This window comes from Variovorax sp. 05N34 (genome assembly GCF_056397405.1).
In genome coordinates this window covers 493,907-506,010 of record NZ_JBFTNI010000004.1, presented here as the reverse complement: position 1 = coordinate 506,010, position 12,104 = coordinate 493,907, and the positions used below count along the sequence as shown (strand labels likewise).

The following is a 12,104-nucleotide window of genomic DNA, read 5'->3' as shown; positions in this document are numbered from 1 at the left end:
CTTCAACGGTTCGCCACCGGGTACACACCCTGCGGACGCCACAGCAGCACGGCCACCATCAGGAAGATGCTGGCGAACTGCGTCAACGCCGGCAGCAAGAACCCCGTGTAGTTGTTCATCAGCCCGACGAGCAAGGCGCCGATCAGCGCGCCAGTGGTCGAGCCCAGGCCACCGATGATGATCACGATGAAGATCAGCACGTTGACCTGCGAACCCATCTGCGGAACCAGGTTCTGCTGGAAGAGCCCCCACATCACGCCGCCGAGGCCCGCGAGCGCACTGCCCACCACGAAGACGCCGATGAAAAGCCGTCCGATGCGATAGCCGAGCGACTCGACCATTTCGCGATCCTGCACGCCCGCGCGAATCAGCAGTCCGATCTTGGTACGGCCCAGCGTCCAGGCCAAGAGGCCAAATACGAAAGCACCGACGATGACCGCGAGGATTCGGTATTTGCTGATGGCCGCGTCTCCCACGAGCAGCGAACCGCGCAGTGCATCGGGCAAGGGCAGCGGAATCTGCCCAGGGCCCCAGATGACCTTGATCATCTCCTCGCCGATGATCATTCCGCCCATCGTGATGAGGATCTGCTTCAGGTGCTGTCCGTACACGGGCCGCACGATGAAGCGTTCGAACGCCAGTCCGACCGCGCCCGCGACGGCCATCGCAACCAGCATCGCAGGGAACACGGCAACGAGGTTGCGCCAGAGCTCCTGCGAACCGGTCCAGTCGCTCATGCCGCCAAGCACGCTGCTGGCGACAAAGGCGCCGAGTGCGATGAACACGCCGTGGCCGAAATTCAGCACGTCCATCAGCCCGAAAACCAATGTGAGGCCCGAGGCAATGATGAAGATGATCATGCCCATCGCGAGCCCCGCAACCGTCAGCGTGAGCCAGGTCGAGAAGGAGCCCGTCAGCGGCAGCGCGACGAGCGCAAGCACTGGCACCAGGGCCAGTGGCTTCCAGTCGAATTCGATCTTCATAATGCCAACCCCAGCAGCGACTGCTGCAACTGCTCGTCCGCAGAGAACGCCGCCATGCTTCCGCTGTGCACGACGACGCCGTTGTCCATCACGGTCACGGTGTCACCGAGACGTTGCGCAAAGTTGATGTTCTGCTCGACCAGCAGGATCGTCACGCCGCTGCGCTTCAGTTCGCTGAAAGCATCGATCATGTTGTTGATGATGGCCGGCGCAAGACCCTTGCTCGGCTCATCGATGATGAGCAACTCACGCGGCTCGACGATGGCACGCGACACCGCCAGCATCTGCTTCTGCCCACCCGACAGCTTGCCTGCGGGATGATTCCAGAACTTCTCGACGGCCGGGAACAGCTTGAAGATCCACTGCAGGCGCTTGTCGTCCATCTGCTCGGCGTTCTTCGCACCGCGTGCGGCAAGCAGCATGTTCTCCTTGACCGTCAGATCCGAGAAGATGCCCATGTTCTCCGGCACATAGGCAATGCCGAGCTCGGCGATCTGCGGCGTGTGCAGCGCGGTGATGTCCTTGCCGCCGAAGCGAACAGTGCCCTGCGATGCGTGCCACAGGCCCATGATCGTTCGCAGCGTCGTGGTCTTGCCCGCGCCATTGCGGCCCAGCAGCATCGTGAGCTGCCCCTTCGGCACCGCGAGTTCAACGCCGTGCAAGATGTGATACGCGCCGATGTGCGTGTGCACGCCGGTCATCTCCAGCAGGTTGTCGCTCATGCGCCCTCCTTCGCGACGCCCAGATAGGCTTCCTGCACCACCGGCGACGCAATGACCTCGGCCGGTTCGCCATCGGCCACCAACTGGCCGTTGTGCAGCACGATGATCCGGTCGGCCAGTTCGCGCACCACATCCATCTTGTGCTCCACCAGCAGGATCGTCTTTGTCTTGTCTTTCTTCAGCGCGCGGATCAGGTCGAGGATGACCGGCGCCTCCGCTGCATTCATGCCAGCGGTCGGCTCATCGAACATGAACACCTTCGGCTCCAGCGCCATCAGCAGTGCGACTTCGAGCTTGCGCTGATCGCCATGCGGCAGGCTCGCGACGCTCGCGTGCTCCTTCGACTTCAGCGCGACGTCCGCCAGGATCTGGTCGGCCCGCTTGGTCAGCGCCCGGTGATCACTCCAGATGCTCCAGAGATTGAGGCCCCGTCGATGCGCACCTTCGCGCGTCGCCTGCACGGCCAGCCGCACGTTTTCCAGAACCGTGAGGTTCGGAAAAAGATTGGTCAGCTGAAAAGCACGCCCCAGCCCCGCCCGCGTGCGAGCCGAAGCCGGCAATCCGGACAGCAATTGCCCGTCGAGCGAGACAGTCCCCTCCGTAGCCTTCAACTGCCCAGAGATGAGATTGAAGTACGTCGTCTTGCCAGCTCCATTCGGGCCAACAATCGCAGTCAATGTGCCAGGCGCGAAAGCGCAGCTGACGGCATTCACCGCCACGTGTCCGCCAAAGCGAATCGTGAGATTTCGAGTTTCGAGCATCAAGTATTCCGCACACCGCGCCCCGTCTCCCGGCAAGCGCAGCGAAGCCAGTTCGTGAAACACCGCGGAACCGGCTTTGCCGGGCCGCTGGTGTTGCCCCCTGAAAGGGGGTAGGCGGAGCGACACGAAGTGCGCTCAGCCTGGGGGTAGCGCTCTACCGCTTATTCCGGATCGGGATGTCCATCTCTTCGGGCTTGATCTCGTGCACGAGTTCAGGCACGCCCCACGCGAATGCTGGGTCCACCTTGATCTTGAAGTGGTACATGCTCTGCATCGCCTGATGGTCTTCCTTGCGGAAAGTCATCTTGCCCTTGGGCGTGTCGAAGCTCATGCCTTCCATGGTCGAGATGAGCTTGTTGGTGTTGGTGTCGCCGCCCGTCTTCTTGAGCGCAGTCACCACCGCCATTGCCGCAGAGAAACCACCAGCGGTGAAGAAGTCCGGCGGCGACTTGAATTCCTTGTAGTGCATCGACACCATCGCGTCGTTGACCGGGTTCTTCGGGATTCCGAAGTAGTAGTAGGCCGCACCCTCCATCCCCGGCAGCGCCTTGTAGGCCGCCATGGCCGGCAGGATGTTGCCGCCTGTCGCGATCTCGATGTTGTAGCGCTTCAGGTCGAGGTCGACGATCTTGAACGGATTGCCCGCGCCCGCCCAGACGATCCAGATGATCTTGCGGCCCGGCTTGTCCTTGAGCGCGTCGATGAGGCGTTGCGCACCCGCGGTGAAGTCGGTCGTCGCGGGCGGGAGGTATTCCTCATGCGCGAGCTTGGCCTTCTTGAGGGCGTCCTTGAAAGCCTTCACGCCGTCGCGGCCGAAGGCGTTGTCCTGCGCAAGCGTGGCGACTGTGACACCGGGCTTGTCGATCGCGACCGCATTGCTGATGGCGTCCTGCGAGCTGTTGCGGCCGGTGCGGAAGATGTACTTGTTCCACTTGTCGCCAGTGATGGAATCGGCCACCGCGGGCTCGACCAGCAGGATCTTCTTGTATTCCTCAGCGACCGGCAGCATTGCCAGCGCGACGCCGGATGACGTCGGGCCAATCGCCAGCGCGGCCTTGTCGTCGGCGTAGGCCGCGGCCAACAGCGACTTGCCAAGATCGGGCTTGCCTTGATCATCCTTTTCGATCACGACGATCTTCTTGCCGTTGACCTCCATCGTGCCGCCGGTCGCGTAATCGAAGCCCATCATGAGGCCGGTCTGCGTCTGCTTGCCATAGGCTTCGAGCGGACCGGTCTTGCTGTAGATGTGGGCGATGCGGATCTCGTTGGACTGGGCCCAGGCCGGAGCGGTCAAGGCGGAGGCTCCCGCGATGGCAAGGGTTGCCAGCGCGACGAGGTAACGACGTTGCATTCTTTGTCTCCTGAAAATGTGTGGCTGAATATTGCACAGTTCATGCCAGGCTGTTGCTCGCCCCCAGGCTGCGCGCACTTCGTGTCGCTTCGCCAACCCCCTACCGGGGGCAACCCCAGCGGCCCGGCGAAGCCGGTTCCGCGGGGTTCCTATTGCTCGCCCCCAGGCTCGCGCACTTCGTGTCGCTTCGCCAACCCCCTACCGGGGGCAACCCCAGCGGCCCGGCGAAGCCGGTTCCGCGGGGTTTCTGGTACCCGATGGGAATGGCTGAAATTCAGACGGTGTTTATGTCTTTATTTCAGACATTTGTATTTTGTTTATTCAGGGTTTTCCAGACGTTCGTACAGGGTCGCGCGGGAGATGCCGAGCAGGCGCGAGGTTGCTAGCTTGTTGCCGCCGGTGGCTGACATGGCGGCGGCGATTGCCTTGCGCTCCAGTTCGGCGACCTGCTGGGCGAGGGGTCGCAGCAAGGCGGCGCTTTCTTCCTCGGCGCTCGAGGGTTCGGCCTGCATCTTTGTCGGTGCGGCGATCTGCTCCTGGCCGGCTTCGCGCAGGATGCGTTCGAGCTGCGCTGCGTCGATGCGCTGCGAATCGCTGCGCATGGTCACCTGCTCCAGCACGTTGCGCAGTTCGCGGATGTTGCCGCGCCAGTGCTGCGCGGCGAGCAGCGCCATGGCGTCGGGCGTGAGTTCGGGCGGCGCCTCGCCGCTGCGAAAGGCCATGTCCTCGCCCAATGCTTCGACGAGGGCGGGGATATCACTGCGCCGCTCGCGCAAGGGCGGCACGCGCACCGGCAGCACGTTGAGGCGGTAGTACAGGTCTTCACGAAAGCGGCCCTCGCGCACCAGCGCCGCCAGATCACGCGAGGTCGCGGCAATCACGCGGGCATCGAAAGGCACCAGCTTGTTCGATCCCAATGGCTCGATCTCGCCTTCCTGAAGTGCACGCAACAGCTTGGCCTGCAGCCCGAGCGGCATGTCACCGATTTCGTCGAGGAACAAGGTGCCGCCGTCCGCCAGCTTGAACTTGCCCTCGCGCGCCTTGCGGTCGGCGCCGGTGAAAGCGCCGGGCGCGACGCCGAAGAATTCGGCTTCGAGCAGCGTGTCGGGCACGGCCGCAATGTTGACGCTGACGAAGGGACCTTTGGCCCGGGTCGATGCCGCGTGGATGGCATGGGCGAGCAGTTCCTTGCCCGTGCCGGTTTCGCCGAGCAGCAGCACCGGGCTGGACGACTGCGCCGCGCGTCGCGCATGGCGCTTGACCTCCACCGCAGCCGGGCTGCTGCCGATAAAGCTGGCAAAGGTGTATTTGGAGCGCCGCTGGCCGTCGGGTGACTGCTGATAGAGCGGGTTGTTGCGCTGGCTCGCCAGCTCGCGGCGTGCGTCGTCCAGGTCGCGCTGCAGCAGTGCAAACTTGCTGATGAGCGGCTGCAGGGTGGTTTCAGGATGATCGAACAGCACGATGCCGATCGCGCCGATGACGTCCCCGAGCGCGGCGCCCTCGCCTTCCTCACGCAGCGGAATGCGGCTGACGACGAAGGTGCCGGCCTTGTTGGTCAGCAGGTCGATCAGGATCGGCTCGCCGGTTTCCAGCACGCGGCCCATCTGCGTGTTCGGGATCACGTCTTCCACCTGATGGCCGAGAAACTGGTCGATCGATGAAAAGCCGAGCGCCGGCAAAAACCGGCGGTAGCCCTCGTTGACCCAGACGATGCGGCCGCCTCGATCGACGAGGAACATCCCCTGGCTGATGCTCGAGAACAGATGGAACATCGATCGCGCGGCGAGCGCAAGGATGCCTTCGGCATCGAGCGGCAATGCGGGTGGAGCGGCGGTGGCGGATGGCATGGCGGGATCGTAGCGCGCGGCTTCGGCCGATGCCCTTTGTCACGCGGCGGGCACCGACGATTTGCGGCGTGCCGGCTTGCTATGCTCCGCCCCTTGCAGGGCTCATCGGCCCATGGCGGCGCGCGGGCAATCCACCGGTTCACGCCCGTCCTTACCGGCTCGCCCGACACGCCTCCTTTTTTGCGGAACCCCGAACTCATGAGGAATCCCCGGCTTCCGGCGCTCACGCTCGTCGCCTCTGTGCTGCTGCTCACCGCCTGCGCAGTCCCACGCCCGCCTGAAAAGGTCGAGGCACCGACACCGGCCCAGTGGAGCACGCCACTGCCCGCTTCCACGGCCGCCCTGCCTCACGGCGGTTCGCTCCCGAGCCTCGCGGAATGGTGGCGCCAACTGGACGATCCGTTGCTGGTCGACCTGATCTTCGCAGCCGAAGCCGCTGCTCCGACCGTCGCCAGCGCCGGTGCGCGAATCGCCGAAGCGCGGGCCACGCGCGTCGCAGCGGGCGCAGCGCTCGTGCCGAATCTCAACGGCACCGCTTCGGCCAGCCGCGGCAACTCGCCGACCAGCGGCCTCACCGCGCCAGCGTCAGGCACCGCAACGGATGGCCTCAGCACCACGCTGCCCGCGATCACCACCCTGCAAGCGGGACTGCAATCGAACTGGGAAATCGATCTGTTCGGAGGCCTGCGTGCCAGCCGCGATGCGAGCCAGGCGCGGCTCATGGGCGCCGATGCCAATTGGGACGACGCGCGAGTCTCGGTCGCGGCCGAGACGGCCAACAGCTACCTCGCCGAACGCGCCTGCCGGCGTCAGCTCGTCGTGTCGACGTCCGATGCGCAATCGCGCGCCGAAACGGCACGGCTGACCGACCTGTCGATGCGGGCCGGCTTCACGGCACCGGCGGATGCCGCGCTGGCGCGTGCGAGCGCCGCCGAGGCATCCGGGCGCCTCACGCAGCAGCGCGCCCTGTGCGCGGTCCAGCAACAAGCACTGGTCGCATTGACCGGCATCGAGGACACCACGCTCAAGGCGCGCCTCGATGCCGCTCCGATCGACGTCGCGCTTCCAGCGGTGCAGGCGGTCCACAGCGTGCCGGCCGAAGCGCTGGCGCAACGTCCCGATGTCTTTGCAGCCCAGCAGGCTGTTGCAGCCGCCAGCGCCGATGCCGGTGCGGCCCTGGCGCAACGCTTTCCTCGGCTGACGCTGCAGGGCTCCATTGCGACCCTGCAAGTGCGCGCCGGCGTCTTCCGGGAAAGTTTCGACACCTGGACGATCGGGCCGCTGGCGCTGAGCGTTCCGATCTTCAACGGCGGCACCCTCGCCGCCAATTCCGAGGCCGCGAAGGTGCGGTATGACGAAGCCGCCGCCCTCTACCGCGCCAAGGTGCGCCAGGCCGTGCGCGAAGTCGAGGAGGCGCTGATCAACCTGCAGAGCACGAACGAACGCGCCAACGACGCCGAGGTCGCGGTCAGCAACTACCAGACCTCCTTCAATGCCACGCAGGCACGTTACGCAACCGGCCTTGCAAGCCTGTTCGACCTGGAGGACGCGCGGCGTACGCTGTTCACCTCGCAGACCGCGCGCGTGGCGCTGCAGCGCGAGCGCGCCGACGCCTGGGTCGCGCTCTATCGCGCCATGGGCGGCGGCTGGTCGCGCCCCGAATTCATGGCAACCACGACATCTTCCGCTGCCCCGTCACCATGAAAAGAATGAAGCGTTCCACCCTCATCGCCGGACTGGTCATCGTGCTGGTCCTTGCCGGCGCGGCCTTCTGGCTCGTGCGCGCCAAGCAAGCCGACCGACCCCCGCCCAGCGAAGCCGCGACCGCGCGGCCGACCTTGACCGTGACGGTCGCCAAGCCGGAGACGAGCGAACTCAACGTCACCCTCTCCGCCAACGGCAATGTCGCAGCATGGCAGGAAGCGAGCGTCGGGTCCGAATCCGCCGGTTTGAAGCTCGCGGAAGTGCGGGTGAACGTGGGTGACGTGGTCAAGAAGGGCCAAGTCCTGGCCGTCTTCTCGGCCGACACCGTGCAGGCCGACGTCGCCCAGGCGCGCGCCTCGCTGGCGGAGGCGCGCGTCACTGCCGCCGATGCGGCCGGCACCGCCGCGCGGGCACGCACGCTGCAGGCCACGGGCGCGATGAGCCAGCAGCAGATCAACCAGTACCAGACGGCAGAGCAGACCGCGAAAGCGCGCGTCGAGGCGGCCGAAGCGGTGCTCGCAGCGCAGCAGGTGCGTGGCCGCAATACCCAGGTGCTGGCACCCGATGACGGCGTGATCTCTTCGCGCACGGCAACCGTGGGCAGCGTGGTTCCCGCGGGCACCGAATTGTTCCGGCTCATCCGGCAGGGCCGCCTCGAATGGCGCGCCGAAATCACTTCCTCGGAACTGGGCCGCATCGCCGTCGGAACGCCGGCAGTCGTCGTCAGCGCGAGCGGTGCGCAGGTCGAGGGCAAGGTGCGCAGCGTGGCGCCGACCGTCGACCCGAAGACGCGTGCCGCGCTCGTCTATGTCGACATCCCCAACGTGCTGCAGAACACCGGCATCAAGGCCGGCATGTTCGCGCGCGGCGATTTCCTGCTGGGCCACAGCAGTGCGCTCACCGTGCCGCAGGCTTCGGTCGTGCCGCGCGATGGATTCAATCACCTGCTGGTGTTGCAGCCGGACAACCGCGTCTCGATGGTGCGCATCGAAACCGGCCGGCGCCTGGGCGATCGCGTTGAAGTGACGACGCCGCTGCCCGCGAACGCGCGCGTGGTCGTGCAAGGCGCCGGTTTCCTCAATGACGGCGACCTCGTGCGCGTCGTCGAAGGCACCGCATCGCAATCCGCCAGCGTCAAGCCCTCGATCGAAGCCGCCAGGTAAGGAGCAGCCACCATGAATGTGTCGGCCTGGTCCATCCGCAACCCGATCCCGGCGGTGATGTTGTTCGTGCTGCTCACCTTTGCGGGACTGCTGTCCTTCAACGCGATGAAGGTGCAGAACTTCCCGGACATCGACCTGCCGACGGTGACCGTGTCCGCATCGCTGCCCGGCGCGGCCCCGTCGCAGCTTGAGAACGATGTCGCGCGCAAGCTCGAGAACTCGATCGCCACGGTTCAGGGACTGAAGCACATCACGACGAAGGTGCAGGACGGCGCGGTCACGCTGATCGTCGAGTTCCGCCTCGAAAAGCCTGTTCAGGAAGCCGTAGACGACGTGCGATCGGCCGTGCAACGCGTGCGGGCCGACTTGCCGGCCGATGTGCGGGATCCGGTCGTCACCAAACTCGACCTGGCGGCGCAACCGGTGCTTGCGTTCACCATCGCATCGACCCGCATGGACGACGAAGCGCTGTCGTGGTTCGTCGACAACGACGTGACGCGGCGGCTGCTGGCGATCAGCGGGGTGGGCGCAGTCAACCGCGTGGGCGGTGTGACGCGGCAGGTACACGTCGACCTCGACCCCGGCAAGCTGCAAGCCCTGGGCGCCACTGCCGCTGACATCTCGCGCCAATTGCGCCAGGTGCAAACCGAAAGCGCTGGCGGTCGCACGGACGTGGGCGGCAGCGAGCAGCCGGTGCGCACGCTCGCGACAGTGCAGTCTGCCGACGAACTCGCCGACATGCAGATCGCGCTTTCGGACGGCCGGCGCATACGGCTCGACCAGGTCGGGCGCATCAGCGACACCATCGCCGAGCCACGCGCGGCAGCCCTCCTGAACGGCAAGCCGGTGGTCGGATTCGAGGTCGCTCGCAGCCGCGGCGCGAGCGAGGTCGAGGTCGGTGCGGCGGTGCAGAAGTCGCTTGAGCAGTTGCGTGTCGAGCGGCCGGACATTCAACTCACCGAAGCCTTCAATTTCGTGGAGCCCGTGCGCGAGGAATACGAAGGCTCGCTGCATCTGCTTTATGAAGGCGCCATCCTGGCGGTGGTCGTGGTGTGGCTGTTCCTGCGTGACTGGCGCGCGACTTTCGTGTCGGCGGTGGCGCTGCCCATGTCGGCCATTCCGGCATTCATCGGGATGTATTTGCTCGGCTTTTCGATCAACGTGGTCTCGCTGCTGGCGTTGTCTCTCGTGGTCGGCATCCTGGTGGACGACGCCATCGTCGAGGTCGAGAACATCGTGCGCCACTTGCGCATGGGCAAGACGCCGTACCAGGCCGCGATGGAAGCGGCCGACGAGATCGGGCTCGCGGTGATCGCCACCACTTTCACGCTGATCGCCGTTTTTCTGCCGACGGCTTTCATGAGCGGGGTGGCTGGCAAGTTCTTCAAGCAATTCGGGTGGACGGCTGCGCTCGCGGTGTTCGCTTCACTGGTCGTGGCGCGGATGCTCACGCCGATGATGGCGGCCTACATCCTCAAGCCGATCGTCACGGCCGAGAAGGAGCCCCGCTGGCTCGCGGCCTACATGCACATGGCCGAGTGGTGCCTGAGGCATCGGTTCACGACGATGGTGCTGGCCACCCTCTTCTTCTTCGGTTCGGTGGCGATGATCCCGTTGCTCAAGACCGGATTCATTCCGCCAGACGACAACTCGCAGACGCAGGTGTATCTCTCTCTGGCGCCGGGTTCGACGCTGGCGCAGACCACGGCCGCGGCCGAGGAAACCCGGCGACGCGTGATGGCGATCGAGCATGTGCGCAGCGTCTACACCACCGTGGGCGGTGGCAGCGCGGGCGGCGACCCGTTCGCGAATTTCGGCACGCCGGAAACACGCAGGGCGACGCTCACCGTCCAGCTCGACCCTCGCGGCGATCGCCCCCGCAAGCAAGTGATCGAGAACAAGATCCGCGCCGCGCTTGAAACCCTGCCCGGCGTGCGCAGTACCGTGGGCCTCGGTGGCTCAGGTGAAAAGTACATCCTGGCCTTGAGCGGCGACGATCCGGCCGCGCTGACCCAGGCCGCGCGCGCCGTCGAACGCGACCTGCGCACGATTCCCGGCCTCGGCAACATCACTTCGACCGCAAGCCTGATCCGGCCGGAAATCGCAGTGCGCCCGGATTTTGCGGCCGCAGCCGATCTCGGCGTGACCAGTTCAGCCATCGCCGACACCCTGCGAGTCGCCACGCTCGGCGACTACGACCAGAACCTGCCCAAGCTGAACCTTGCACAGCGCCAGGTGCCGATCGTCGTCAAGCTGGAAGATTCCGCGCGGCAAGATCTCGCACTTCTCGGACGCCTTGCGCTGCCGGGCACCAACGGACCAGTGATGCTCGAGCAGGTCGCACAGCTCACGGTGGAAGGCGGCCCGGCCGTGATCGACCGCTACGACCGGTCGCGCAACGTCAATTTCGAGATCGAACTCTCAGGCGTCGGCCTTGGCGATGCAAAAGACGCCGCGATGAAGCTGCCCTCGATTCGCCATCTGCCGCCCGGCGTGCGCGTGGCCGAGGTGGGCGACGCCGAAGTCATGACCGAGCTGTTCCAGAGCTTCGGGCTGGCGATGCTGACGGGCGTGCTTTGCATCTACGTGGTGCTGGTGCTGCTGTTCAAGGATTTCCTGCATCCGATCACGATTCTTTGCGCGCTGCCGCTGGCACTGGGCGGCGCCTTCGTGGGGCTGCTGATCGGCCAGAAGGCACTGTCGATGCCTTCGCTGATCGGGCTGATCATGCTCATGGGCATTGCAACCAAGAACTCGATCCTGTTGGTCGAATACGCCATCGTCGCGCGCCGCGACCATGGCATGAGCCGCTGGGACGCACTGCGGGACGCCTGCCACAAGCGCGCGCGCCCGATCATCATGACCACGCTCGCCATGGGCGCGGGCATGACGCCCATCGCACTCGGATTTGGCGCTGCCGACTCCAGTTTCCGCTCGCCAATGGCGATGGCCGTGATAGGCGGACTCATCACATCGACGGTGCTGAGCCTGCTAGTGGTGCCGGCGGTGTTCACCTACATCGACGACATCGAGCATTGGATTCGCAAGACGACGCGGCGCATCCGCGGCTCCATTGGCGCTCATGAGCCGCGCGATAGACTCGGCGAATCGTCGATCGACAGGGGTACACCGTGATCAGAATTCTTCGGCTTGCTGCGATTTCCAGCGCGATCCTGGGCCTCTCGTCGGCGTCTGTCGCACAGACTCACACCGGCCACGCCGATGCGCAGCAGCGCTTCGACGCGCAAATCGCCGAGTGCAATAGCGGAAAGCTCCCGGCACCCGAGCGAGAAGCCTGCGTGCGCAAGRCAGGCCACGACCTCGATCGCGCGCGCGGAGGTCCTCCGCGCCATGTCACCACCCGGACACCCGATCGGCGCTCTACCGTCGTGACCCCTGAAGGCGCCCCGGTGCCTGCCAGCGGAACCACGACCAAGCGGACTCCTGATCGCCGATCGACGGTGGTGTCACCCGACGGCTCGCAGGTGCCCTCCAGCGGCACGGCCTCGGCGAGGTCGCCCGAAGGCCGGTCGACGGTGGTGCCCCCAGCCAACCAGCCTTCGCGCTGATCAG

At 65.6% G+C, this 12,104-nt stretch carries 9 protein-coding genes; 4 read left to right on the top strand and 5 right to left on the bottom strand.

What is annotated here, in order from left to right:
• Positions 1 to 2 precede the first annotated feature (2 nt).
• The 5 genes from AC1DMA_RS14290 to AC1DMA_RS14270 form a co-directional block, all read right to left on the bottom strand.
• The gene (locus tag AC1DMA_RS14290; RefSeq protein WP_478144598.1) at positions 3 to 983 is read right to left on the bottom strand and encodes a branched-chain amino acid ABC transporter permease; all 981 of its coding nucleotides are present in this window, start codon (positions 981 to 983) and stop codon (positions 3 to 5) included.
• Entirely contained in the window at positions 980 to 1,705 is a 726-nt protein-coding gene (locus AC1DMA_RS14285) for an ABC transporter ATP-binding protein (protein ID WP_478144597.1), read from the bottom strand. Before AC1DMA_RS14285 ends, AC1DMA_RS14290 begins: the two co-directional genes overlap by 4 nt.
• Positions 1,702 to 2,466, bottom strand: coding sequence for an ABC transporter ATP-binding protein (locus tag AC1DMA_RS14280; RefSeq protein WP_478123519.1), 765 nt, complete (start codon positions 2,464 to 2,466; stop codon positions 1,702 to 1,704). Before AC1DMA_RS14280 ends, AC1DMA_RS14285 begins: the two co-directional genes overlap by 4 nt.
• A 154-nt stretch (positions 2,467 to 2,620) precedes the next feature.
• A complete protein-coding gene (locus AC1DMA_RS14275) occupies positions 2,621 to 3,817 on the bottom strand; it encodes a substrate-binding domain-containing protein (RefSeq protein WP_478144596.1) in 1,197 nt (398 codons plus the stop codon).
• A 317-nt stretch (positions 3,818 to 4,134) separates the two neighbouring features.
• Entirely contained in the window at positions 4,135 to 5,664 is a 1,530-nt protein-coding gene (locus AC1DMA_RS14270; RefSeq protein ID WP_478123521.1) for a sigma-54 interaction domain-containing protein, read from the bottom strand.
• Between the two features lie 198 nt (positions 5,665 to 5,862).
• Between AC1DMA_RS14270 and AC1DMA_RS14265 the strand changes: the two genes are divergently transcribed.
• Genes AC1DMA_RS14265 through AC1DMA_RS14250 form a run of 4 tightly spaced genes read left to right on the top strand, consistent with a single transcriptional unit; the run spans position 5,863 to position 12,100 of the window.
• Positions 5,863 to 7,368, top strand: a complete 1,506-nt coding sequence (locus AC1DMA_RS14265) for an efflux transporter outer membrane subunit (RefSeq protein WP_478144595.1) — start codon at positions 5,863 to 5,865, stop codon at positions 7,366 to 7,368.
• Entirely contained in the window at positions 7,365 to 8,531 is a 1,167-nt protein-coding gene (locus tag AC1DMA_RS14260) for an efflux RND transporter periplasmic adaptor subunit (protein ID WP_478144594.1), read from the top strand. Before AC1DMA_RS14265 ends, AC1DMA_RS14260 begins: the two co-directional genes overlap by 4 nt.
• A 12-nt stretch (positions 8,532 to 8,543) precedes the next feature.
• The gene (locus tag AC1DMA_RS14255) at positions 8,544 to 11,666 is read left to right on the top strand and encodes an efflux RND transporter permease subunit (RefSeq protein WP_478144593.1); all 3,123 of its coding nucleotides are present in this window, start codon (positions 8,544 to 8,546) and stop codon (positions 11,664 to 11,666) included.
• The gene (locus AC1DMA_RS14250) at positions 11,663 to 12,100 is read left to right on the top strand and encodes a hypothetical protein (protein WP_478144592.1); all 438 of its coding nucleotides are present in this window, start codon (positions 11,663 to 11,665) and stop codon (positions 12,098 to 12,100) included. The genes AC1DMA_RS14255 and AC1DMA_RS14250 overlap by 4 nt, the downstream gene beginning before the upstream one ends.
• The last annotated feature ends 4 nt before the right edge of the window (positions 12,101 to 12,104 follow it).

What these genes read in the sequence shown, in the direction of transcription:
- AC1DMA_RS14290 (WP_478144598.1), bottom strand. Translation starts at nt 983, where the DNA reads ATGAAGATCGAATTCGACTGGAAGCCACTGGCCCTGGTGCCAGTGCTT.
- AC1DMA_RS14285 (WP_478144597.1), bottom strand. Translation starts at nt 1,705, where the DNA reads ATGAGCGACAACCTGCTGGAGATGACCGGCGTGCACACGCACATCGGC.
- AC1DMA_RS14280 (WP_478123519.1), bottom strand. Translation starts at nt 2,466, where the DNA reads ATGCTCGAAACTCGAAATCTCACGATTCGCTTTGGCGGACACGTGGCG.
- AC1DMA_RS14275 (WP_478144596.1), bottom strand. Translation starts at nt 3,817, where the DNA reads ATGCAACGTCGTTACCTCGTCGCGCTGGCAACCCTTGCCATCGCGGGA.
- AC1DMA_RS14270 (WP_478123521.1), bottom strand. Translation starts at nt 5,664, where the DNA reads ATGCCATCCGCCACCGCCGCTCCACCCGCATTGCCGCTCGATGCCGAA.
- AC1DMA_RS14265 (WP_478144595.1), top strand. Translation starts at nt 5,863, where the DNA reads ATGAGGAATCCCCGGCTTCCGGCGCTCACGCTCGTCGCCTCTGTGCTG.
- AC1DMA_RS14260 (WP_478144594.1), top strand. Translation starts at nt 7,365, where the DNA reads ATGAAAAGAATGAAGCGTTCCACCCTCATCGCCGGACTGGTCATCGTG.
- AC1DMA_RS14255 (WP_478144593.1), top strand. Translation starts at nt 8,544, where the DNA reads ATGAATGTGTCGGCCTGGTCCATCCGCAACCCGATCCCGGCGGTGATG.